The following is a 22,222-nucleotide window of genomic DNA, read 5'->3' on the forward strand; positions in this document are numbered from 1 at the left end:
GTGCCCGAGCTGACCGCCGCGGACCTCGTCCCGGTCGCCGCGGGGATCCGGGCGCAGGCGCTGGAGGCCGACGGCAGCCTGGTCGACGACTTCCGCATCACCCAGAACGGCGCGGTGGTCGCCGTCCGCAACGCCCCCTCGCCGGCCGCCACCTCGTCGCTGGCGATCGCCGAGCACATCGTGGGCGCCCTCCTCGACCGCCGGCCGGGGTGACGGAGCGGGCGACGCGGACCGCGCCGCCCGACGGCCTGATCGGCGGGTCCGGCCGGCTCTCAGGAAATCAGACCGTCCTGGGCCGGCAGGCGCCGGTGGGCCTGCGGCCGCGGACCGGTTGTCGCGGATGACGGCGAAGTGGAACGGGGGGTGCCCGGGGTCAGGAGCGCGTAGCCGACCGCCCCCGAGACCAGCAGGTCGGCGATGACGACGTAACGGCTGCGGGCGCAATGCCTGTCGGCGAGCCAGCCGGACCCCCCGAGGTCGGCGCGGACCGGGACCGCCAGCGCACCCACGAGGAAGCGGGCAGGACACCGAGGCGGGCCGGGTGACGGCCCGGGCCGGGCCTCCGCCCACGCGGCGCAGGCGCCGGCGGCGGTGCGGGAGCTCCGAGGGACCCGCCGGCCGCTCATCGGCCGAGCAACGCGCCCAACCGGGAGTCAGCGGTGATGACATCAGGATCGGTGCGCACGTCGACCACGCACGGACGGTCACAGGCGAGCGCGAGGGCGAGGGTGGGCTCGAGGTCCTCCGGCCGGTCGACGGTCAGCCCTTCGGCACCTAGCCCACGCGCCCAGCCTGCCAGGTCGAGCGGCCCGATGGTCACCCCGGCGAGCCGCCCGTGGACCTTGGCCTGGTGCATCGCGATCGTTCCGTACAGGCCGTTCTGGAAGACGACGACCACGATGCCGGCACCGTGCCGGACCGCGGTTTCCACCTCCTGGCCGGTCATCAGCACCCCGCCGTCCCCCACCGTGGCCACCACGGTGGTGTCCGGCGCGGCCATCTTCGCCGCCACGGCGGCGGGCACGGCGTACCCCATCGCCCCGTTGGCCGGGGCCAACTGGGTGTCCGGGTCGGTGAAACGCCAGTAGCGGTGCACGAAGCCGGCGAAGTTGCCCGCGTCGTTGGTCACCACCGTGCCGGCGGGTACCAGCCGCCGCAGCGTCGTGACAACGTCGGTGGGGTGCACCCGGTCGGAGGCCGGCCGGTCGCCCGGCGTGGTGAACCGGTCGACCGCGGCTCGCGCGTGCGACCAGTCCCGTGAGGCGGGCGCCGCGAGACCGGACAGGTGCTGCAGCAGCGAACGGACGCCGACGTCGAAGGCCTGCGTCGGGCCGTCGCGGTCGGGGGCCCGCACACCGCTGCCCGCCATGATCAGCCGCTGCCCCGGCAGCGGGAAGCGGTAGCTCTGCGAGGTGGTCTCGTCGAGCCGGGTGCCCAGGACCAGCACCAGATCGGCCTGCTCCAGCGCGCTGAGGACCTCCGCGGTCAGGCCCATCCCGAGGTGGCCGGCGTACTGCGGATGGTCCTCCGGGAACGCGTCCTGCCGACGGAACGCCGTGTACACGGCCAGGCCCAGCCGCTCGGCGGTCGCCACGAGCTCGGCGCGCGCCGGTCGGGCGCCGTGGCCGGCGATGACGACCGGCGCGGCGGCGGTGTCCAGCGCGTCGGCGATCGCACGTGCGACGGCTGCCGCGTCGTCCTGTCCGGGAGGCGTACTGGCCGGCGGAAGCTCGTTGTCGTAGGGCTGCGCCCAGAAGTCGCCCGGCACGGACAGCACGGCCGGGCCGCGCCGGCCCGTCGTCGCCACCCCCAGCGCCTCGGCGACCAGTGCGGGGACCTCGGCGGCCGTGGCTGCCTCCCGCGACCACTTCGCCAGCGGTGCGAAGAAGGCGGCCAGATCGACCTCCTGGAAGCTCTCCCGCCCCAGGTCGCCCGACTCGACCTGACCGAGCAGGACCAGCATCGGGGTCTCGTCCTGGAAGGCCGTGTGCACGCCGATGGACAGGTTCGCCGCGCCGGGGCCGCGGCTGCCGAGCACCACGGCGGGAACGCCGCAGAACTTGCCGTCGGCCTCGGCCATGAAGGACGCGCCGCCCTCGTGCCGGGTGGAGACGAGGGTGGTGGACGGCTCGGCCTCCAGTGCGTCGAGCAGGCCCAGGAACGACTCCCCCGGGACGGTGTACGCGCGTCGGACCTGGCTGCGGACCAGGAGTCGCACGACGGCTTGGGCGACGGTGGTGCCCATGGACGTTCCTCTCTCGTGGGGTGGGGGGGCCGGCCGTCTCGACCGACGGGCGACCGCCGGCTCCGGGGTGGTCGCCCGGTGGACTCAGATGACCGCGCCGACCCGCCAGGGCACGAACTCCTCGTCGCCGTAGCCGAGGTCCTCGCTCTTGGTGGCCCTGCCGGACGCCGTCTCCAGCACCAGGTCGAAGATTTCCTGCCCCACCTCGTCGAGGGAGCGGTCGCCGTCGACGATGGCGCCGGCGTTGACGTCCATGTCGTCGGTCATGCGCCGGTACAGCTCGCTGTTGGTGGCGACCTTGATGCTGGGCACCGGCTTGCAGCCGAAGGCCGAGCCGCGACCGGTCGTGAAGACCATGACCTGGGCACCACCGGCGACGATGCCGGTGACGGAGACGGGGTCGTAGCCGGGGGTGTCCATGAACACGAAGCCCTTGCTGGTGACCTGCTCGGCGTAGTCGACGACGTCGGCCAGCGGCGTGGTCCCGCCCTTGGAGATGGTGCCGAGCGACTTCTCGAGGATCGTCGTCAGCCCGCCGGCCTTGTTGCCCGGGGTCGGGTTGTTGTCCAGCGTGCCCCCGGACTTCGCGAGGTACTCCTCCCACCAGCCGATGCGCGCGAGGAGCTTCTCGGCGACGGCCGGGGCCACCGCCCGGCGGGTGAGCAGGTGCTCGGCGCCGTAGACCTCCGGCGTCTCGGCGACGACGCCCGTCCCACCGTTGCGGACCAGCCGGTCGACAGCGGACCCGACGGCCGGGTTGGCCGTGATCCCGGAGTAGGCGTCCGAGCCACCGCAGTTGGTGCCGAGGACGAGCTCGCTGGCGGGCACCGTGGAACGGCGGGCCTTGTCCACCTCGGGGAGCATGCTTGTCAGCGTGGCCACGCCCGCTTCCACGGTCCGCCTGGTGCCGCCGAGTTCCTGGATCGTCGTCGCGACGATCGGCAGGTCGGGGCGCACGGGGACGTTCCTCGTCAGCTCCGCGATCTGGTTGTGCTCGCAGCCGAGGCCCAGCACGAGGAAGCCGCCGAAGTTCGGGTGCATCAGGTAGCCGGCCATGGTGCGGCGGAGCACGGCGAGTGTCTCGGGGTCGCCGATCCCGCATCCGGTCCCGTGCGCGAGCGGGACGACGCCGTCGATGTTCGGGAATTGCTCGAGGAGCCCCGAGTACCGGAAGCGCTCGGCGATCTGCCGCGCCGCGGTGGCCGAGCAGTTCACCGACGTGAGGATCCCCAGGTAGTTGCGGGTCCCGACCCGACCGTCGGAACGCACGTACCCCTCGAAGGTCGCCTGCTGCGCCACGGGCAGGACGTCCGCCGCCACGAGCCCCTCGTCGACGCCGCCCTCCCGGGAGAAGTGGCCGAAGCGCAGGTTGTGCGAGTGGACGTGGTCACCCGGCGCGATGTCGATGGAGGCGAACCCGATGACCTGCCCGTACTTGAGGACCGGTTCACCGGACCGCACGGCGCGGGTCGCCACCTTGTGTCCACGGGGAACCGGGCCGGTCGGCGAGTCGACGTCGCCGATCGCCACCCCGACGTTGTCCGCCGGGCTGAGGATCAGGAGACCCGGGTGCAACCGGTCGGAGGCAGCGCCCGAGGGGGTGTGCGCGTTCGTCGTCGTCACAGCAATCTCTTCTCCGTGTGGTGCCGGTCGCCCCGCCGGTCGACGGGCTGACGTCCGCCGTCTCAGCTGAGCAGGTACTCGGCGCCCGCACGCTCGCAGACGGCGCGGATCTTGTGCTTCAGCGTCTGCGGCACCGGGATGCCGTCGCGTGAGCGCTGCTCCCGTGACGCCGCCTCGGGGTCGCCCGGCACGAGCACGGGCAGCGCCGGGTCCACCGGCGGCGTCGCGTGCAGGACGTCGATGGCGGCATCGAGGTCCGCCTCGAACTCGCCGGGCGGACGGAACGCCTTCGGATCGATCGCCAGGAAGAAGTGGCCGATGTTGTCGGGATCGCCCGGCCGCTCCTCCCGGATGGGCGCGAAGGCGCCGCCGGACAGGGTGGCCGAGAGGATCTGGACCATGACGCTCAGGCCGTAACCCTTGTGGCTGGACATCTCCGGGGTGCCGCCCAGAGCGGTCAGCCCCCCGTCCGGACGGTCGAAGATGTGCTGCATGGCCACCGCGGCGTCCCGGACCGGCGTGCCCTTCTCGTCCAGCACCCAGCCTTCCGGCAACGGCTTGCCGTGGAAGTCGTAGACCTTCACCTTGTTGGCGGCGACCGTGCTGGTCGACATGTCCAGCACGAACGGACGGTTGCGGCCGGCCGGCGCCGCGAACGCGATCGGGTTGGTGGACAGCCTGGGTACCGCGCCACGGGTGGGCAGCACCGCCACCGTCCTGCCGGAGGTGGTCACCAGGCCGATCAGCCCGCGCCCAGCGGCCACGGAGGCGTAGTACCCGGTGGCTCCGAAGTGGTGGGAGTTGAACACCGTCACCACACCGACGCCGGAAGCGGCAGCCTTGTCCGCCGCCAGCTCCATGCCCATGACACCGGCGGGATGCCCGAGGCCCCCGCGCGCGTCGATGAGAGCCGTCGCCCCGTGCTCCCGGACCACGACCGGACGGACGTCGAGCCTGAGCTCGCCCCTGTCCCGGATGCCTTCGTAGTACATCAGCATGGACAGCCCGTGCGAGTCGATACCCGCCAGGTCGGTGTCCACCATGACGTCAGCGGTCGTACGGGCGAGCTCGGGGTCCATCCCCCACGCGTCGAGCACGCCGAGGATCTGCTTCCGGACCTGCTCGGCCGGCACGTTCATGGAGGTCTCCTGTCCTGGTCCGGTTCGGCAGCGAGCGTGAACGCCCTGCCGCGCTGCGCCTGTCACCGGGCGGGCGGTCGGCCCACCCAGCCGGCGGTCAACGACCTGCGCCGGTCCTCGCCGGGCCCGATCGGCCGGCCACCCACCGCTGGTAGTCCGCCCGTGTGCTCTCGTCCGGTGGGTAGGTGCCCCGCAGGGGCGCGCCCCCGTCGACCCGGGACAGGACGAACTCCTCCAGGCGTTCCTGCTCGGCCGCGGCCTCGGCCACCTCGGCGGCGAGGGAACGCGGCAGGCACACCACGCCGTCGTCGTCACCCACCATGATGTCGCCCGGATAGACGGCGACCTCGCCGCAGCCGATGGGAACCTGCAGGTCGACGGCATGGTGCTGGACCAGGTTCGTCGTCGGGGAGGCACCGGCGGCGAAGGTCGGCATGTCGACGGCGGCGATGCCCGCCGCATCCCGCACCGACCCGTCCGTCACGACCCCCGCGACTCCGCGACGGAAGAGGCGGGTGGCCAGGATCTCCCCCAGCGAGGCGGCGCGCGTCTGCCCGCGTGAGTCGATCACCAGGACGGCGCCGCGCGGAACGGACTCCACGGCCAGGCGCTGCGGGTGGTCGTAGTCCTGGAAGACCGCCAGCACGTCGATGTCCTCGCGTGCCGGGATGTACCTGAGGGTGAACGCCGGGCCCACCATCCGGGGCCCGCCCGGCCGGAGCGGCCGCGGTCCGCCCAGGAACGTGTTCCGCAGGCCACGGGCCATCAACTGGGTGGTCAGCGTCGCTGTGCTGACCTCCCGGAGGACGTCGAGGACGGCGTCGGGGACCTGCTCCGACTGCTCGGGAACAGGAGCCGGTGAGAGGGCCATGCGGATCGCCTCCGGAAGGGCTCGGCGTGCTTGGTATACCAATATACCAGCGCAGTGCCGAACCGAGAAGAGCCCGCAGGCCTCCGTTCCGTTCCACCGCCCCGGTGGCATCCGGCGGCCGGCCACCGTCCAGCACGACCGACCGCTCGGCCGGCACGCCGCACGGCCTGCACCAGCCGCTTCGCCGGGGCGCCCACCCGTGGCGGGGGTCTAGCCGTGGATGGCGCAGGCCCTCCCGTCGCCGCCCGTCTCGGGCGTCGCCGCCTGGGTGATGTGCCGGAGCATCAGCTCCCGCGCCTCCTCGGCGCGCCCGGCTTCCACGGCTTCGAGGATCTGCTGGTGCTGGGTGTACTCGTCGGCCCAACTGGGGGTCGCGGCCCAGAGGAGGCTGACGGCTCCGAGGGCGGTCAGGTCCTGGAGCCCGTCGAGGGCCGCGATGATCAACTCGTTCCCGCACTCGCGGTAGAGGCTGCGGTGGAACCGGCGGTTGGCCAGGCTCAGCCCGACGTGGTCGCCGTCGGTGAGCCGCTCGCGCGCCTCGTCCAGCGCCAGGCGCGCCTGCGGGACGTACTCACCGGACCGCTCGGCGGCACAGGCGGTGGTCCACGGCTCCAGGAGGAGCCTCATCTGCCGGACGCGTTCGAGATCCTCCTTCTCGAGGCGCCGCACCGTGACCCCGCGGTTGCGCGCGATCGTCACCAACCCGGACGAGGTCAGCGCGATCAGCGCTTCGCGCACCGGGGTCTTGGAGACGCCGAGCGCCTCCGCGAGCCGGCGTTCGACGAGCACCTCGCCCGGCCGCAGGCGGCCGGAGAGGATGGCGCGTCGGATGGAGTCGGCCACCGTGTCGGATCGGGTCGTCGCTGCCGGCAGCGGGCTCAGCGAACCGTCGACCACCGAGCCGACCGGCTCTGTCTGCGTCACCATCCTGGTATACCACCAGCCTCCCGTTACGGGAACGTTACGTCCCTGCGGGCCCACCCCAAGGAAGGGTGCGGCGCGGGCGGTCACCCACGTGCGAGCAGTCGGCGCCGCGCCCGCCGCGGGCGACCCTGGCAGGACCGACCACGGCGGGCACGGGGGTCAGCTCCGGGCCCGGCCGGACAGCTGCTCGACCAGCAGCAGCAGGGCGGAGTGGTCGAGCCCGCCGCGCCCCTGGGCGCGCAGCGCTCCCATCAGCTGGGCCGCGAGCGCACCGAGCGGGATGGCGACGCCGACCTCCCGGGCCGCCGACGTGACGATGCCCAGGTCCTTGTGGTGCAGATCCACGCGGAACCCCGGGGTGAACTCACGCCCGAGCATGCCGGCGCTCTTCCGGTCGAGGATGCGGTTGCCGGCCAACCCCCCGGCCAGCACCTTCACCGCCTGCTCGGCGTCCACGCCGTGGGCCTCGAGGAAGACGATCGCCTCTGCCACGAGCTGGATCGTGCCGGCGACGATGAGCTGGTTGGCGGCCTTCACGATCTGGCCGGATCCGGCGGGACCCACGTGGACGACGGTGGAGCCGACGGCCTCCAGAACGGGTCTGGCCGTCTCCACGTCGGCGCTCTCGCCACCGACCATGATCGACAGGGCGCCCTCGATCGCGGCGGGCTCGCCACCGGAGACGGGCGCGTCCAGGGCGCCGACGTCCTTGGCGCGGGCCGCCTCGGCGATGCGCACCGAGACATCAGGACGGATGGTGCTCGCGTCGACGACGAGGGTTCCGGGACGCGCGGCCGCCAGGACGCCGTCCTCCCCCAGCACGACCCTCTCCACGTCCGGCGAGTCGGGGAGCATGGTGATCACCACGTCTGCCTCCCGCACGGCCTCCTGGACACTGGCGGCGGCACGCCCACCCCGGTCCACCAGGGCATCGACCTTCGCGCGGCTGCGGTTGAAGCCGATGACGTCGTGCCCGGCCTCGACGAGATTGGCGGCCATCGGGCCGCCCATGATGCCGAGCCCGATGAATGCGATCCTGGTCACGATCTTCCTCTCGTGGAGCGGTCGGGGGTCAGGCGCCGGCGCGTCGGTCGCGGGGCAGCCAGCCGAGGCTCTCCGCGGTGGTCGTGCTCGGCTTGTACTCCAGCGCCACCCAGCCCGAGTAGCCGGCCGAGGCGAGCTGCTCGAGGTGCCCGTCCAGGTCGATCGCCCCGGTCCCCGGCTCGTGCCGGCCCGGCGCGTCGGCGATCTGGACGTGCGCGATGCGGTCGGCGCAGCTGCTTATCACCTGGGCGACGTCGTCGCCGTTGACCGTGAGGTGGTACAGGTCGCAGAGCAGGCCGAGGTTCGTGACGCCGGTGCCGGCCGCCACCCGGTCCATCACTGCGACCGCGTCAGCAGCGGTGAGCAGCGGGTAGTCCGGTGCCCCGCTCACCGGTTCGACCAGGACGGTGCCGCCCAGAGCGCCTGCGGCGCGACCGGCGATGGCCAGGTTCTCCAGAGCCACCTCGTCCTGGGCCGACGGGTCCGCATCGTGGTTGCGGTTGCCGTACAGCGCGTTGAAGGCGCGGCAGCCCAGCCGGTCACCGATCCCGACCACCACGTCGACGTTGTCCCGGAACTCCGACCGGCGGTTCGGGACGGACACCAGCCCGCGGTCCCCGGCAGCCATGTCCCCGGCGAAGAAGTTGAGGCCGATCAGCTGCACCCCGGCATCCCGGAGGGCACCGACGAACGCGTCGACCGCGTCGTCCGACGGCACCGCCTCGGCGAAGGGCCACCAGAACTCCGCAGCCGTGAAGCCGGCTTCGCGGGCAGCGGCGGGCCGTTCCAGGAGCGGGAGCTCCGTAAAGAGCAACGAGAGGTTGACGGCGTACGGAAGGCGGCCACCGGCCACAGATCTCTCCTTCGTCCGGTCGCGGCGGTCCCGCCGCGGTGAGAACTGCATGGAGCGCCCGGACCGGTGCCCCGTGGGCACGCCGGCGTGCCCCCGGGGCACCACACGGATCGCTTGTCCGGCACTGGCGCTTGGTATACCGTACGGCATGCAAGCCCGGAAAGGCAGGGGTGACGGGGGCCGCCCGCGGAGGGATCGAGCCCACATGACTCCGCCGTCCCCGGAACGCCGGCCCCCGGTACACCAGGGCCGCGGCGACGTCCGCGGCAGCGGGGCTCCGAGGCCCGGTGCACCACTCACGTTCGATTCACCGAACGCCGGACCCTGCGCACGTCTGACGCTGGGGCGCCGACGTCGACAGGAGGATTCGTGTCCATGAAACAGCTGTTCGAGAACGACGGCGTGGCCCTCGGGATGATGCTGTCCGGGGTGAGCAATCCCGCTGCGGCCACCATGCTGTCCTCCGCCGGGATGGACTACCTCATCCTGGACATGGAGCACGGCCCCTTCGACTGGTCCGACATGGCAGCCATGATCGGGACCGCCCGCGGCGCCGGCATCCAGCCGGTCGTGCGCATCCCCGAGATCCGCCGGGAGACGGTGCTCAAGCCCCTGGACGCCGGCGCGGCCGGCCTGCTGGTCCCCATGGTGGACACGGTGGAGCAGGCAGAGGAGATCGTCCGGCACGCCAAGTACGCCCCCCAGGGGCAGCGGGGCACGGCCCTCCGCCGCGGGCACAGCGACTACCGGAAGAACCCGCCGGTCGAGTACATGGCGCGGGCGAACGACGAGACGACCATCGCCATCCAGATCGAGAGTCGGGAAGCGCTCAAGAACGCCGAGGCGCTTGCCGCCGTCGACGGTGTCGACGCCCTCTTCGTCGGCCCTTTCGACCTCTCGGTCGACATGGGCCTGACCGGCCAGGCCACGCATCCGCAGATGCGTGAGGCCTACCAGGCCGTGCTGGCCGCCGCGAAGGCCTCGGGCAAGGTCGCCGGCATCCACCTCTTCGACCTCGACCTGGCGAAGTCGCTGATCGCCGAGGGCTACCAGATGGTGTCGGTCAGCAGCGACATCGACATCATCGTGGACCAGTCAGCCGCGAACGTCTCCGCACTCCGCGGCTGACCCCTGCCACACCCCGCCATCTCCTCCGTGCCCTGTCCGACTCCGCGTCCCCCGATGGGGCGAGCCGGGCAGGGCACGGGCGCCTGCACGATCCGGGCGGCCCGTCACGTGCAGCGTCCCGGCCGCGGACGGGGGCGGCCGGAACGCCGGGCGAGCTGGTCGATACGCCTAGTCGTTGCGCGGGAACCCCAGATTCAGCCCGCCGTGCTCGGGATCGGGCCACCGCGACGTGACGACCTTGCCGCGGGTGAAGAAGTGCACCCCCTCCGCACCGTGCGCGTGGGTGTCGCCGAACAACGAAGACTTCCAGCCCCCGAACGAGTAGTAGGCCATCGGCACCGGGATGGGCACGTTGACGCCCACCATGCCGACCTCCACCTCGGACTGGTAGCGGCGCGCGGCGCCGCCGTCATTGGTGTAGATGGCCGTTCCGTTTCCGTAAGGGTTGCGGTTGACCAGTTCGAGCGCGGCGTCGTAGGTGGGTACGCGGACCACGCTCAGGACGGGACCGAACACCTCGTCCCGGTAGACGGTCATCTCCGGCCGCACGTGGTCGACGAGTGTCGGCCCCAGCCAGAAACCGTCCGGCTGCTCGGGGACGACGGCGTCCCGGCCGTCGACCACGAGGAGTGCGCCGTCCCGCTCCGCCCCGTCGACGTAGGACGCCACCCGATCCCGGTGCGCTCCGGTCACCAGCGGACCCATGTCGCTGTCGGCCGACCGTCCGTCCCCCACCGTGATGGACGAGATCCGCTTGGTGATCCGGTCGACGAGCTCGTCCCCGACCGGATCGACGGCGACGACGACCGAGATGGCCATGCACCGCTCCCCGGCTGAGCCGAAGCCGGCGTTCACCGCTCCGTCCGCGGCCAGGTCCAGATCGGCATCCGGCAGCACCACCATGTGGTTCTTGGCACCACCGAGAGCCTGGACCCGTTTGCCGTTCGTGGTCCCGCGCTCGTAGACGTAGCGGGCGACGGGGGTCGATCCGACGAACGAGATGGCCCTGACGTCGGGGTGGTCCAGCAGACCGTCGACGGCCACCCTGTCCCCCTGGAGAACGGTGAACACGCCGTCCGGGAGCCCCGCTTCCTGCCACAGCCGGGCGATCCAGATGGCGGCCGACGGGTCCTTCTCGCTCGGCTTCAGAATCACGGCGTTGCCGGCGGCGATCGCCACCGGGAAGAACCACATCGGGACCATCGCCGGGAAATTGAACGGGCTGATGACTCCCACGACCCCGAGCGGCTGGCGGACGGAATGGACGTCGACGCCGGTGGACACCGCCTCGGAGTAGCCACCCTTGAGCAGCTGTGGAATCCCGCATGCGAACTCGACCACCTCGAGCCCGCGGGTGACCTCGCCGAGCGCATCCGAGAGCACCTTGCCGTGCTCGGCCGTGATGATGGCGGCGAGCTCGTGCTTGCGTTCCTCCAGCAGCTGGCGGAAGGCGAACAGCACCCTCGTCCGCGCGGTCAGCGAGGTCCGGCTCCAGGCCTCCGACGCGTGGCGAGCGCTGGCGACCGCGACCTGGACGTCGCTCTCGGACGCCAGGGCCACCGTCCGTGCGACGCTGCCGCTGGCCGGGTCGTAGACCTCGGCCGAGCCGCTGCCGGCACCGGCCCACGGCGCTCCGTCGACCCAGTGACTGACGTGGCTGTCCATGTGCTGATCCTTCCTGATGGGTGTCCTTCCTGATGGGTGCCGGGCGTCCGGCCGCGCCTGCCATGGGACCTCGGCCGCCCTGGCGGTGCCGTGCCGACCGGTGCCTGTCGCACGAGCCGGTCGATCGAGCGGCGCCGCCGCTCAGGCCCCTACGTCGGCCTTCGACTCGTCCTCGGCCCGGGCCTTCCTGGCGCTCCGGCCCTTCCGGAGGTAGCGGATCAGCGGCAGCACGACGGCGAAGAGGACGACGGCACCGAACAGCGTCCCGGAAATCGGCCGCTCGACGAAGCCGAGCAGGTCCCCGTTGAAGATCCGCAGGGACTGGCGGAACGCCGTCTCCAGCAGTCCGCCCAGGACGAAAGCGAGGACGAGCGGTCCGGGCTCGAAGCCGTACTTCTTCATGAGGTACCCGAGGATGCCGAACCCGATCACGACGAGCATGTCGTAGAAGCTCGTGTTGACCGTGTAGACGCCCAGCATGATCACGACGACCGTGATGGGCGAGAGGATCGAGGCCCGGACCCGGACGATGCGGATGAAGAGGCCCACCATCGGCACGCTCAGGATGAGCAGGAACAGGTTGCCGATGTACATCGAGTCGATGACACCCCAGAAGACCTCGGGGTTGTTGGTGATCAGCAGGGGTCCCGGCGAGATGCCCTGCAACAACAGGGCACCGAAGATGATCGCCATGGTGGAGTTCGCCGGGATGCCGAGCGTCAGCAGTGGGATGAACGACGACGTCGCCGCCGCGTTGTTCGCCGACTCCGGCCCCGCGACGCCCTCGATCGCCCCCTTGCCGAACCGTTCCGGCGTCTTGGACCGCCGCTTCTCCGTCCCGTACGCGACCAGGGAGGCGAGGGTCGCTCCCCCGCCGGGCAGGATGCCCAGGAAGAAGCCGATGACACTGCCGCGGGCGATCGCGCCGCGGGACTGCCGGAAGTCCTGCTTGCTGATCCAGGCCCGGCCCACCTCGGAGGTGGCGACGGCAGCCTCGGCGCGGGCACCGAGCTGGTACAGGATCTCGCCCAGGCCGAACAGGCCCATGACGATGGGGACGAAGTCGAAGCCGTCGGTGAGGTAGAGGACGTCGAAGGTGAACCGCTGCGCGCCCACGATCGGGTCCCGCCCGACCGTGGCCAGCAGGAGCCCCAGCAGGGCCGCGATGGCGCACTTGAGCGGCGCTCCCGTACCGAGCGTGGAGACGAGCAGGATGCCGAGGACAGCGAGCGCCGTGTACTCCGGCGGGCCGAAGTCGAGGGCGAACCCGGCCACCACCGGCGCCACGAACGTCATCGCGACGATGGAGATCGTGGCACCGATGAAGGAGCCGACCGCCGCGATGCCCAGCGCGTTCCCCGCGCGGCCGGTTCGCGCCATCTGGTAGCCGTCGAAGGTCGTGACCACGGTCGAGGCTTCTCCCGGCAAGGACAGGAGCACCGACGTGATCGTGCCGCCGTACTGGGCGCCGTAGTAGATGCCGGCGAGCATGATGATCGCCGTCTCGGAGGGGATCGCGTACGTGACGGGCAGCAGGATCGCGATAGTCGCCGTCGGGCCCAGCCCCGGCAGCACCCCGATGACCATGCCGAGAGTGACGCCGAGAAGGCAGAAGACGAGGTTGGTCGGGGTGAGGACGACGCCGAATCCGAAGAGGATCGGGTCCAGGAAATCCACCGTAGCTACCGTTCCCTCAGAAGAAGAGCAGGCGTGGGAGGTTGACGCTCAGGCCCATGATGAAGACGAGATAGACGACGACGGTGGTGCCGACCGCGATCGTCAGCGTCATCCGCCACGTCTCCTTCCCGATGATCTTCAGCCAGAAGGCCATCAGGAGGAGGGTCGTGATCTCGAACCCGAGCGGCTCGAAGAGGTACGTGAACACGATGAGGCTCAGGGTGGCCACGGCCGTGATCCGCCAGCCCCGGCCGAAGCGCTCGGCGCCGTGCAGTCCGTGCCCGAGAGCCAGCAGGGCCACCGAGGCGACGACCATGGCGGCGCTGAGCACGAGCGGCCACAGCCCGGGCCCCGGGTTGCTGATCGAGCCGACGCCGAGGTCGACCGCGCCGAAGGCGCCCGCGATCCCGAGGGCCAGGGGAACCGCGGCGGTCACGATCCCGACCCAGCGCGGGAGGGCCGGCTCCTCGTCGGGCAGCGGGGACAGCGGCCCGCCGAGGTCCTCGTCCTCGTACTCCGAAGCGGTGTGCTCGGCGCCCTGGCGCGGGGCGGGGGCCGGCGAGGCCCCGCCCCGCGCCGCGGCGGACTCAGGTACCGAACTCAAGCCCCGCCGCCCACGTCGATCCCGAGCTCCTCGATCTGCTGCTCGAACCGAGCGCGGTCGGACTCGACCTCCTCCTTGACCTCGTCGCCGCCCACGACGTAGGGCTCCATGAGGTTGTCCTCCATGAACGACGAGCACTCTTCGCTCTCGATGGCGTCACCGAGCAGCTGCTGGAGCCGCGCCGTCGTCTCCTCCGGGATCCCGGGCGGGCCCACGTAGAAGGCGGTGCGGTCGATCACGACGTCGACCCCTACTTCCTTCGCGGTCGGCACCTCGGGCAGCAGCGGGCTGCGCTCCTCGGCGAAGATCGCCAGCGGGGTGAGCGCGCCGGCCTCGATCTGCTCGGCCACCTCAGACGGGTGCGCGCCCGAGAAGTCGACCTGCTGACCCAGCAGGGCCGTCCGTGCGGGCCCACCGCCCTCGAACGGCACCTCCGTCGCAGGGATGCCCGCCTCCTCGAAGAACAGCGTCAGCGCGAACGACGTCGTGCTGCCGAGCCCGGAGGTGCCGAAGGTGACCGGCTGACCGCTAGCCGTGGCCGCCATGAGGTCCTCCACCGTCTGGTACGGGCCGTCGGCGTTGGCCACGAGCACAGCCGGCTCCCGGACGGCGCCGGTCACCACCGTCATGTCGTCGAGGGTCAGCGGGCTCTCCTCCGGGAAGAAGATCGGAGTGACCGCGAACATCGACTTGGCCGCCAGCGCCAGACGGTGCCCGTCCGGCTCCCCGTTGACCACGTACTGCGTGCCGACGACCCCGTTCGCCCCCGGCCGGTTCTCGACGAGGACCTCTTCGTCGACCTGCTCCGAGAGGCACTGTGCCACCGCGCGGGTCAGGAGGTCGCTGCTCCCCCCGGCCGCGTAGGGGACGACCAGCTCGATCGGCTTGGTGGGGAACTCCTCGGCAGCAGCGGCGGCGGCGTCACCACCCGCCTCCGGGTCGGCGTTCCCGCCCTGCGCGCAGGCGGCGAGCGTCAGGCTCGCCGTCGCTGCGATCACCAAAGACCTGCGCCGGTGCGTGCTCGGGCTCGTTACGCGCCCATGTCCGTACGTGTTCATGTTTCCTCCGTCGAGCGATGCGGGCAGGGCCTTCTCAACTGCGTCTTCCTCACGTCCCCCTCCAGGACTGCCGGGGGTCTGCGGGCCGGGATGCGCCGGGCGCCGTCACCGGCTCAGCCCGCCGGACGGGCTGGCGACGACCCGTTGCCGTGCCGACTCGAGCACTGCCGGGTTCACCACCGCGGCCGGGCGACCACCGCTGAGGACCGCGACGACGGCCTCGGCGGCACCGACGGACATCCGCTCCAGGGCACCGCCGGTGTGCGCGGCGGTGTGCGGGGTCATGACGACGTTCGGCAGGTCGAAGAAGCCGCAGTCCGGAGCGGGCGGCTCGCTCTCGAACACGTCCACCCCCGCGCCGGCGATGCTGTTCCGCCGGAGGCAGTCGATGAGCGCCTCCTCGTCGACCACACCGCCCCGGGCTGTGTGGACGAGAACCGCGTGCGGGCCCAGCTGTGCCAGCTCCGCCGCTCCGATGAAGCCCCGGGTCTCGGCGGTCAGGGGCACGTGGACGGTGACGGCATCGGACGTGCGGAGGAGGTCGCCGAGCCGGGCCACCGGCTCGGCCCCGCGTTCCCGGATCTCCGCCGCGCTGAGCTGCGGGTCGAAGCCGAGCACGTCCATGCCGAACCCCTGGCCGGCGATGCGTGTCACGTGCGTGCCGATGCGCCCCATGCCGATCACTCCGAGCCGATGGCCGCCGAGCTCGCTCCCGACCAGGCTGTCGCGGATCTCGAACCGGCCGCCTCGGACGACGGCGTCGGCAGCGACCACCTTGCGCTTCACCGCGAGCAGCAGGGCGAAGACGTGCTCGGCGACCGACTGCATGTTGGCATCGGGGGTGTTGGCGACCAGGATGCCCAGGGCCGTCGCGTCGGCGACGGCGATGTTGTCCACGCCCACCCCGTGGCGCGCCACCACGCGCAACCGGGGAGCACGCCGCAGTTCCTCACCGCTCAGGACCCGGGTCCGCACCAGGATTCCTTCGACGACCGGCAGGACGTCATCGAGTGGTGTCGGGTCGTCGCCGTAGCCGAGAACCACGTCGGCACTGCCTTCGAGCAGACGGAGCGCCTTCGGGTGCACGGGCTGGGTCACGTAGACCACGGGCCGCGGAGCCGACATGCTACGGCCGTCCGGGCCGACGCGCCCGCGGACGGGCGGGGGCCGTCGGCGACGACCGGAAGGCGGTCGGCTGCGCACTGCTGACCTGAGGCATGTGGTGCACGGTATACCGTAGGGCGAAGTGGGACAAGGGTCACATGTGGCCTGGCTCTCAGCGGTCCCACAGGGGTGGCGCCACGTCGCCGCGAGGATGCCCCCCTCCGCACCGTGGACGAGAGGTAAGGGAGCGACTGATGAAGGTCCTCATCGCGCCGGACTCCTTCAAGGGGACGCTCCCCGCGACCGAGGCAGCAGCGTGCATCGCCGCCGGCTGGCGGAGCGCCCGCCCGGAGGACTCGATCACGCTGCTGCCCCTGGCCGACGGCGGAGAGGGCACCCTCGAGGCGATAGCCGCCGCCGACCGCCGTTCCGAGTGGATCGACGTGCCGGCGGTCACGGGGCCGTGCGGAGCGGCGGTCACCGCCCAGTACCTCATGACAGGCGACGGGACAGCTGTGATCGAGCTGGCCCGGAGTAGCGGCCTGCCGCTGGCATCACGGCTGGATCCCCTCGGTGCCACGACCAGGGGCGTGGGCGAGGTCGTGCTGGCAGCGCTCCGCCGCGGTGCGACGGAGATCGTCGTGGCCGTGGGCGGTTCGGCATCGACCGACGGCGGCGCAGGCCTGCTGGCAGCCCTCGGCCTGCGGCTGCTCGGCGCACGGGGGGACGAGCTGCCGGACGGCGGAGCAGCCCTCGCCCGGGTCGCCGGCCTCGACCGGTCGCAGCTGGTGGCCCCGCCGCCCGGCGGCGTCACGGTCCTGACCGACGTGCGCAACCCGCTGCTCGGTCCGGCCGGAGCGGCGGCGGTGTTCGGCCCGCAGAAGGGGGCGACGCCCGAGCAGATCCGCCTGCTCGACGAGGCCCTCACCCGGTGGGCGGCCATCTGCGGCGGCGATCCGGAGCAACCGGGCGCCGGCGCCGCAGGGGGGACGGCCTTCGGCCTTCAGGCGTTGTGGGGCGCGTCACTCAGCTCAGGCGCCGTTCACGTCGCACGCCTGGCCGGACTGCACGCCGCCCTGGACTCCTCGGCCGACCTGGTGCTGACCGGCGAGGGCCGTTTCGACGGTACGAGCCTCGGCGGCAAGGTCTGCGGCCACGTCATCGAGCAGGCCCGCTCGCGCCGGCTGCCGGTCGGCGTGGTCTGCGGGCAGCAGGACGCCTCCCTGGAGGTCCCGGGGGTCCGGGCCGTGTCCCTGAGCGAGCTGGCCGGCTCGGCGCGAGAGGCCATGGCCGATCCGAGCCGGTGGGCCGAGGAGGCGGGAGCACATGCAGCCCGCACCTGGGCTCGGTGAGACGGCGGGCTCACCCCACGAGGTCGGCCACGGCGGCAGCCAGACCGGCCGCAGCGTGCGGCGCCTGCGGGAGGAAGAAGCTCGGTTCGGTGAGCTCGACCTCCAGGACCGTCGGTCTGCCCGTCGGGTCCTCCACCAGGTCGATGCGCGCGTACAGGAGCGGCGCCACGGCGGGCAGCAGCGCCGCGACGGCGTCCAGCACCGATTCGGCGGCGTCGCGCTGAGCGGCGCTCGCCCGGACGGGGGCCAGATCACCCCGGCTGTCCCTGTCCTGGCGCACGCCCTCACCCCGGCGCAGCAACGGCCCCTTCCGCACGGCGTGGGAGAACCGGCCCCCGAGGAACAGCATCGCCGTCTCCCCCGCCCGGTCGACGCTGGCCTGGTACGGCTGCACCATGGCGACCCGGCCGGCGGCGGCGAGGTCCGCGGCGTGCGCCAGCGCCGCGTGCGGGTCGGTCCACCGGGCGGTGTCCCGTGAGCCGGCGGACACGGACGGCTTGACCACCCATTCCGCCCCCTCGGGCAGCTCGTCGACGGCGCCGGGGGCCCAGACGGTCGGTACCACGGCGACACCCGCCCGCTCGAGGTCCCTCAGGTAGGACTTGTCCGCGTTCCAGCGCATGACCTCCACCGGGTTGCGGAGCCGGGGCACCTGCGCCGCCCAGCCGAGGAACTCGGGGAGGCGCCACGTGTAGTCCCAGCAGGACCGCACCACGGTCAGCGCGAAGGCGTTCCAGTCGACGCCGGGGTCGTCCCAGCGGACGACGAGCGGCTCGAGACCAGCCGCCACGAGGGCCGGGACGGCCAACGGGAGGTCGGGGTCCAGCGGCAGTCCTCGCTCCGACGTGACCAGGGCGACCCGGGCCCCCGCCGGCACCTCAGGCACCGGCTGCTCTCAGCACGCCGTCGACCCGCCGCGGGATGCCGCGGTAGTCGTCCGCCAGCTCCTCGGGCAGGACAGCTTCCGGTGCCCCCTGCCAGGTGACCGGGCGCAGGAAGCGGCGGACGGCCGTTGCACCCACCGAGGTGTGCTGGCTGTTGGTCGAGGGCCAGGGGCCACCGTGGTGCTGGGCCCAGGAAACCGCCACACCCGTCGGGTAGGAGTCGTAGACCAGCCGTCCGGCACGGCCGCGCAGGCGCCGGGACACCTCGAGAGGCAACGCGTCCTCCCCCTCGCCGCGCAGCACGGTCGCGGTCAGCGACGACGGCATGAGCGCCAGTGCCCGGAACAGGTCGGCCTCGCCGTCGTAGCGCACCACGACGGACACCGGCCCGAAGCACTCCTCCGTCAGACCGGAGGTCAGGTCGGCGGCCGAGGTGGCCAGGAGCGTGGGCACCGCCTCGAACCCGGTGCCGGTGGGCTCGCCACCGTGCGCGACCACGTCCACGTCGGCACGGCCGATCAGTTCACGGGTGATCCGCCCGTAGGAGGCGGCGATGCCCTCGTTGAGCAGGACCTGGACGGGGGTGTCCCGCACCGTCTCGGCCATCCGCCGGACGACGGCGTCCCCGTCCGCACCCGCCGGGACGAACACGAGTCCGGGCTTCGTGCAGAACTGGCCCGCCCCGAGGGTGAAGGACCCGACCAGGCCGCTGCCGATCTCCTCCGCACGCTCGCGGGCTGCCAGCGGCGTGACCACGACGGGGTTCAGGCTGCTCAGCTCGCCGAAGAACGGGATCGGGTCGGCCCGGTCCTCGATGATGTCCAGCAGCGCGCGAGCGCCGTTGACCGAGCCGGTGAACCCGACGGCGCGCACCGCGGGATGGGCGACCAGATCGGCCCCGGCCTGCAGACCGTGCACGATCGCCAGGGAGGAGTCCGGCGCACCCGCCGCGCGGACGGCTTCGGACAGCACGTCGAAGCACAGCTGCGAGGTCGCGGGGTGGGAGCCGTGCGCCTTGACGACGACCGGGCATCCGGCCGCCAGGGCGGAGGCGGTGTCACCGCCCGGGACGGAGAAGGCCAGGGGGAAGTTGCTGGCGCCGAAGACGGCGACGGGGCCGATCGGCAGCAGCATGCGGCGGAGGTCTGGGCGCGGCCCCATCGGGGTGTCCACGGCGTGGTCGATCGCCGCCTCGAGGTAGCTCCCCTCGTCGAGCACGTCGGCGAACAGGCGGAGCTGGAAGCAGGTCCGGGTGAGTTCCCCGTCCAGCCGGGGGGCACCGAGAGCGGTCTCCCGGTCGGCGACCGCGACGACGTCGGCGCGCTCGTCGTCCAGTGCGTCGGCCAGCGACCGCAGGAGCGCCGCTCGGCCGACGCGACCCAGCGCCTCCAGGTCCGGTGCGGCCGCCAGGGCTGCCCCGCACAACCGATCGACCTCGGCAGCAGCTGTCTCCGGGACGCCGATCGCCAGCCCCTGGCCGGAGCGGGGATCGGTGCTGATGACGTCGGGCATGGGCGGTCGTCCTCCAGGGATGCGGTCGTCGCCGTGGCCGGTGGTCACCACGGCGCGTCGATGTGGGACCGGTCCACGGTCCAGGCCCGGGCCTGGTCGCTCAACGTGATACCGAGGCCCGGACGGCCGGAGAGGTGCATCCGCCCGCCGCTTATTCCGAGGCGCTCGTCGAACAACGGGTGGAGCCAGTCGAAGTGCTCCACCCAGGACTCGTGGGGGTAGGCCGCCGCCAGGTGCAGGTGGATCTCCATGGCGAAGTGCGGGGCAAGCAGCACGTTCCGGTGCTCGGCGAGAGTTGCCAGGCGGAGGAACTGGGTGATGCCGCCGATGCGCGGGGCGTCGGGCTGGAGGATGTCCACGGCGCCCAGGCGGAGCAGTTCGTGGTGGTCGGCGACGCTGGTCAGCATCTCGCCCGTGGCGATCGCCGTGTCCAGGGAGCGGGTGAGCTGGGCGTGCCCCTCGGCGTCGTAGGCGTCGAGCGGCTCCTCGATCCAGGTCAGGCCGAACTCCTCGAGCGCCCGGCCGACCCGTCGTGCGGTGGGCCGGTCCCACTGCTGGTTGGCGTCCACCATCAACGGGAAGTCGTCACCGATGTGCTCGCGCACCGCGCGCACGCGGCGCAGGTCCTGCGCCGAATCGGGCTGACCGACCTTGATCTTGATGCCGCCGATGCCGGCGTCCATCGAGGCGCTGGCGTTGTCCATGACCTGCTCGATCGATTCGTGCAGGAACCCGCCGGAGGTGTCGTAGCAGCGGACCGAGTCCCGGTGTGCCCCCAGGAGCTTGGCCAGCGGCAAGCCGGCCCGTTTGGCCTTGAGGTCCCACAGGGCGATGTCGACAGCGGCGATCGCCTGCGTCGACGCCCCGCTGCGACCGACCGACGCCCCGGCCCAGACCAGCTTCGTCCACAGCCGTCCGATGTCGTTCGGGTCCTCGCCGATCAGGCCGGGGGCGATCTCCCGGGCATGGGCGAACTGCGCCGGCCCACCGGCACGCTTCGAGTAGCTGAACCCCAGACCCTCATGGCCACCCTCGGTACGGACCTCGGCGAAGAGGAACGCCACCTCGGTCATGGGCCGCTGCCGGCCCGTCAGCACCTTGGCGTCGCTGATCGCAGCCCCCAGTGGGAGGGTGATCGACGAGAGCGTCACGGACTCGATCCGGTCGAGGACCGCGGCGCCGAGGTCCGGACGTGGGGCATCGCCACTCACGGCGGCGGGCATGTCGGCGGCCATGCGGCTCCTCTGCGGCTGGAGCTCCCCCGGGCGACCCGGCGCACGGGCACCGGCGTGCCGATCCCACCCGGCACGGGTGACCGCGGAGCTGTAGGTCCTACCGTACCCTCTTGGTATCTCGTATCCTAAGGGCGCCGGGGCTCCGCCGCGGCAGGCCGGCCGGCTCGCGGCCCGACGCCTCACCCACCACACCCGAGGAATGCGCATGCCTGTCCTGGTCGCCTACATCCCTACCGCGCAGGGCGAGGCGGCCTTCTCGGCAGCGCTCTCCGAGGCACAGCGCCGCGACGAGGACCTGGTGGTGCTCAACTCGCCGCGGGAGGGTGCACCGGTCAGCGCCGCGCTCGCCGGCGACACGGCGGTCGAGGAGCTGCTCGCCCGGGCCTCCCGATCGGGCGTCCGCGCCCACATCCGCCAGGAGCCCTACACCGGGGAACTGGCCGACCGCGTCGTGCGCGTCGCCCAGGAGACCGACGCATCGGTGATCGTCATCGGGCTCCGTCACCGGTCCCCGGTCGGCAAGCTCATCATGGGGAGCACTGCACAGCGGATCCTGCTGGAGGCCGACCGCCCCGTGCTGGCCGTCAAGGCCTGAGTTAGGCCGACCCGGTCGGGACAAGGCCGACCGGCGTCACGGCAGGACCGCCCGGCCGGCCAGCGCGAGGGCCAGTGCAGCCCCCACGAGCAGCGGCGGGCCGAACGGGACGGAGCTGCGCCAGCCCACCCGGCGGGTCACCACCAGGGCCACCGAGACCAGGGCCCCGGTAAGCAGGCCGAGGAAGATCCCGGCGAGCAGGACCCCCCAGCCGAACCAGCCCAGCACCAGCCCGATCAGGCCCAGCAGCTTGACGTCGCCGAACCCCAGGGCGGCCGGGGCCAGCAGCCGGGCCGCCGCCGGGACGGCGAACGCCGCGGCGCCCGCCGCGACGGCCCGCGCCAGCGCCGGCCAGGTGCCGAGCACGGCGGCGTCGGCGAGCAGGGCCGCCCCGCAGACGACCAGCGCCGGCCGCAGCACCCGGTCGGGCAGCCGGTGGACGGCGAGGTCGACCGCGGCCAGGACCACCGCGGCGCCCGCCGCCCAGGCGAGCGCGACCGTCGCCGGCCGGACCCCGCAGAGCAGGACCGCGCCGGCGAGCCCGGCGGCGAGCAGGCCGGTCGCCAGCGCGGTGGGACCGGGCGCGGCGCGGGCCCGGCCGTCGCGGGCGGCGAGCCGGGCGGCGGTGCGGGCCAGCCAGGGGCCGACGGCCAGCGCCACGACCAGAGCCGCGCCGACCAGGAGCGGGCGGGAGAGCTCCACGCCGGCG

The 22,222-nt window shown here is 72.6% G+C and carries 19 protein-coding genes and 1 pseudogene; 4 read left to right on the forward strand and 16 right to left on the reverse strand.

Features of this window, described 5'->3' with window-relative positions; genetic code table 11:
• A pseudogene (locus O2W17_RS00005) lies at nt 1-213 on the forward strand (L-2-hydroxyglutarate oxidase); the annotation flags it as partial.
• 409 nt (nt 214-622) lie between these two features.
• On the opposite strand, the gene O2W17_RS00010 reads toward O2W17_RS00005, so the two are convergent.
• The 7 genes from O2W17_RS00010 to O2W17_RS00040 form a co-directional block, all read right to left on the reverse strand.
• Nucleotides 623-2,245, reverse strand: coding sequence for a thiamine pyrophosphate-dependent enzyme (locus O2W17_RS00010; protein WP_269190340.1), 1,623 nt, complete (start codon nt 2,243-2,245; stop codon nt 623-625).
• A gap of 84 nt (nt 2,246-2,329) precedes the next feature.
• Nucleotides 2,330-3,868, reverse strand: a complete 1,539-nt coding sequence (locus O2W17_RS00015; protein ID WP_269190341.1) for a UxaA family hydrolase — start codon at nt 3,866-3,868, stop codon at nt 2,330-2,332.
• 62 nt (nt 3,869-3,930) lie between these two features.
• On the reverse strand, nt 3,931-5,007 hold the full coding sequence (locus O2W17_RS00020; RefSeq protein ID WP_269190342.1) for an Ldh family oxidoreductase: 1,077 nt from the start codon (nt 5,005-5,007) through the stop codon (nt 3,931-3,933).
• A gap of 97 nt (nt 5,008-5,104) precedes the next feature.
• On the reverse strand, nt 5,105-5,878 hold the full coding sequence (locus tag O2W17_RS00025; RefSeq protein ID WP_269190343.1) for a ribonuclease activity regulator RraA: 774 nt from the start codon (nt 5,876-5,878) through the stop codon (nt 5,105-5,107).
• A 210-nt stretch (nt 5,879-6,088) separates the two neighbouring features.
• Nucleotides 6,089-6,805 carry a GntR family transcriptional regulator gene (locus tag O2W17_RS00030; RefSeq protein WP_269190344.1) on the reverse strand — a complete coding sequence of 239 codons (717 nt, stop codon included), beginning with the start codon at nt 6,803-6,805 and terminating at the stop codon, nt 6,089-6,091.
• A 156-nt stretch (nt 6,806-6,961) separates the two neighbouring features.
• A complete protein-coding gene (locus O2W17_RS00035) occupies nt 6,962-7,846 on the reverse strand; it encodes a 2-hydroxy-3-oxopropionate reductase (RefSeq protein ID WP_269190345.1) in 885 nt (294 codons plus the stop codon).
• Between the two features lie 28 nt (nt 7,847-7,874).
• The gene (locus O2W17_RS00040) at nt 7,875-8,699 is read right to left on the reverse strand and encodes a hydroxypyruvate isomerase family protein (RefSeq protein WP_269190346.1); all 825 of its coding nucleotides are present in this window, start codon (nt 8,697-8,699) and stop codon (nt 7,875-7,877) included.
• Nucleotides 8,700-9,074: 375 nt separating this feature from the next.
• On the opposite strand from O2W17_RS00040, the gene O2W17_RS00045 reads away from it, so the two are divergent.
• Entirely contained in the window at nt 9,075-9,827 is a 753-nt protein-coding gene (locus tag O2W17_RS00045) for an HpcH/HpaI aldolase family protein (protein ID WP_269190347.1), read from the forward strand.
• 168 nt (nt 9,828-9,995) lie between these two features.
• Here the strand turns inward: O2W17_RS00045 and O2W17_RS00050 are convergent, their stop codons facing one another.
• The 5 genes from O2W17_RS00050 to O2W17_RS00070 all read right to left on the reverse strand — a co-directional run bounded on the left by O2W17_RS00050 (nt 9,996) and on the right by O2W17_RS00070 (nt 15,956).
• The gene (locus tag O2W17_RS00050) at nt 9,996-11,492 is read right to left on the reverse strand and encodes a CoA-acylating methylmalonate-semialdehyde dehydrogenase (protein WP_269190348.1); all 1,497 of its coding nucleotides are present in this window, start codon (nt 11,490-11,492) and stop codon (nt 9,996-9,998) included.
• A 141-nt stretch (nt 11,493-11,633) separates the two neighbouring features.
• A complete protein-coding gene (locus O2W17_RS00055; protein ID WP_269190349.1) occupies nt 11,634-13,169 on the reverse strand; it encodes a tripartite tricarboxylate transporter permease in 1,536 nt (511 codons plus the stop codon).
• A gap of 16 nt (nt 13,170-13,185) precedes the next feature.
• Nucleotides 13,186-13,773 (reverse strand): tripartite tricarboxylate transporter TctB family protein, encoded by a 588-nt coding sequence (locus tag O2W17_RS00060; protein WP_269190350.1) that lies wholly within the window; start codon nt 13,771-13,773, stop codon nt 13,186-13,188.
• Nucleotides 13,770-14,771, reverse strand: coding sequence for a tripartite tricarboxylate transporter substrate binding protein (locus tag O2W17_RS00065; protein WP_269190351.1), 1,002 nt, complete (start codon nt 14,769-14,771; stop codon nt 13,770-13,772). Before O2W17_RS00065 ends, O2W17_RS00060 begins: the two co-directional genes overlap by 4 nt.
• 165 nt (nt 14,772-14,936) lie before the next feature.
• Nucleotides 14,937-15,956, reverse strand: a complete 1,020-nt coding sequence (locus tag O2W17_RS00070; RefSeq protein WP_269190352.1) for a hydroxyacid dehydrogenase — start codon at nt 15,954-15,956, stop codon at nt 14,937-14,939.
• A 233-nt stretch (nt 15,957-16,189) separates the two neighbouring features.
• Between O2W17_RS00070 and O2W17_RS00075 the strand changes: the two genes are divergently transcribed.
• Complete coding sequence (locus O2W17_RS00075) at nt 16,190-17,287, forward strand: glycerate kinase (RefSeq protein ID WP_269190353.1); 1,098 nt, start codon at nt 16,190-16,192, stop codon at nt 17,285-17,287.
• Between the two features lie 10 nt (nt 17,288-17,297).
• On the opposite strand, the gene O2W17_RS00080 is transcribed toward O2W17_RS00075, so the two are convergent.
• The 3 genes from O2W17_RS00080 to O2W17_RS00090 are packed head-to-tail and all read right to left on the reverse strand — an operon-like array spanning nt 17,298 to nt 20,918.
• Entirely contained in the window at nt 17,298-18,173 is an 876-nt protein-coding gene (locus O2W17_RS00080) for an ATP-grasp domain-containing protein (protein ID WP_269190354.1), read from the reverse strand.
• The gene (locus O2W17_RS00085; protein ID WP_269190355.1) at nt 18,166-19,683 is read right to left on the reverse strand and encodes an aldehyde dehydrogenase (NADP(+)); all 1,518 of its coding nucleotides are present in this window, start codon (nt 19,681-19,683) and stop codon (nt 18,166-18,168) included. The genes O2W17_RS00080 and O2W17_RS00085 overlap by 8 nt, the downstream gene beginning before the upstream one ends.
• 44 nt (nt 19,684-19,727) lie before the next feature.
• Nucleotides 19,728-20,918, reverse strand: coding sequence for an L-talarate/galactarate dehydratase (locus O2W17_RS00090; protein WP_269190356.1), 1,191 nt, complete (start codon nt 20,916-20,918; stop codon nt 19,728-19,730).
• Between the two features lie 205 nt (nt 20,919-21,123).
• Here O2W17_RS00090 and O2W17_RS00095 point away from each other — a divergent pair, with 205 nt between their 5' ends.
• Nucleotides 21,124-21,513, forward strand: a complete 390-nt coding sequence (locus tag O2W17_RS00095; protein WP_269190357.1) for a universal stress protein — start codon at nt 21,124-21,126, stop codon at nt 21,511-21,513.
• 36 nt (nt 21,514-21,549) lie between these two features.
• Here O2W17_RS00095 and O2W17_RS00100 read toward each other — a convergent pair whose 3' ends face one another.
• Complete coding sequence (locus tag O2W17_RS00100; RefSeq protein ID WP_269190358.1) at nt 21,550-22,215, reverse strand: prepilin peptidase; 666 nt, start codon at nt 22,213-22,215, stop codon at nt 21,550-21,552.
• Between the last annotated feature and the right edge of the window lie 7 nt (nt 22,216-22,222).

Origin of the sequence: Blastococcus sp. VKM Ac-2987, assembly GCF_026967805.1 — a bacterium.
Classification (GTDB): domain Bacteria; phylum Actinomycetota; class Actinomycetes; order Mycobacteriales; family Geodermatophilaceae; genus Blastococcus.

Excerpts from the sequence above, each read along its gene's own strand:
- O2W17_RS00010 (WP_269190340.1), bottom strand. The coding sequence starts at position 2,245 with ATGGGCACCACCGTCGCCCAAGCCGTCGTGCGACTCCTGGTCCGCAGC.
- O2W17_RS00070 (WP_269190352.1), bottom strand. The coding sequence starts at position 15,956 with ATGTCGGCTCCGCGGCCCGTGGTCTACGTGACCCAGCCCGTGCACCCG.
- O2W17_RS00085 (WP_269190355.1), bottom strand. The coding sequence starts at position 19,683 with ATGCCCGACGTCATCAGCACCGATCCCCGCTCCGGCCAGGGGCTGGCG.
- O2W17_RS00045 (WP_269190347.1), top strand. The coding sequence starts at position 9,075 with ATGAAACAGCTGTTCGAGAACGACGGCGTGGCCCTCGGGATGATGCTG.
- O2W17_RS00030 (WP_269190344.1), bottom strand. The coding sequence starts at position 6,805 with ATGGTGACGCAGACAGAGCCGGTCGGCTCGGTGGTCGACGGTTCGCTG.
- O2W17_RS00020 (WP_269190342.1), bottom strand. The coding sequence starts at position 5,007 with ATGAACGTGCCGGCCGAGCAGGTCCGGAAGCAGATCCTCGGCGTGCTC.
- O2W17_RS00025 (WP_269190343.1), bottom strand. The coding sequence starts at position 5,878 with ATGGCCCTCTCACCGGCTCCTGTTCCCGAGCAGTCGGAGCAGGTCCCC.
- O2W17_RS00095 (WP_269190357.1), top strand. The coding sequence starts at position 21,124 with ATGCCTGTCCTGGTCGCCTACATCCCTACCGCGCAGGGCGAGGCGGCC.
- O2W17_RS00090 (WP_269190356.1), bottom strand. The coding sequence starts at position 20,918 with ATGGCCGCCGACATGCCCGCCGCCGTGAGTGGCGATGCCCCACGTCCG.
- O2W17_RS00050 (WP_269190348.1), bottom strand. The coding sequence starts at position 11,492 with ATGGACAGCCACGTCAGTCACTGGGTCGACGGAGCGCCGTGGGCCGGT.
- O2W17_RS00075 (WP_269190353.1), top strand. The coding sequence starts at position 16,190 with ATGAAGGTCCTCATCGCGCCGGACTCCTTCAAGGGGACGCTCCCCGCG.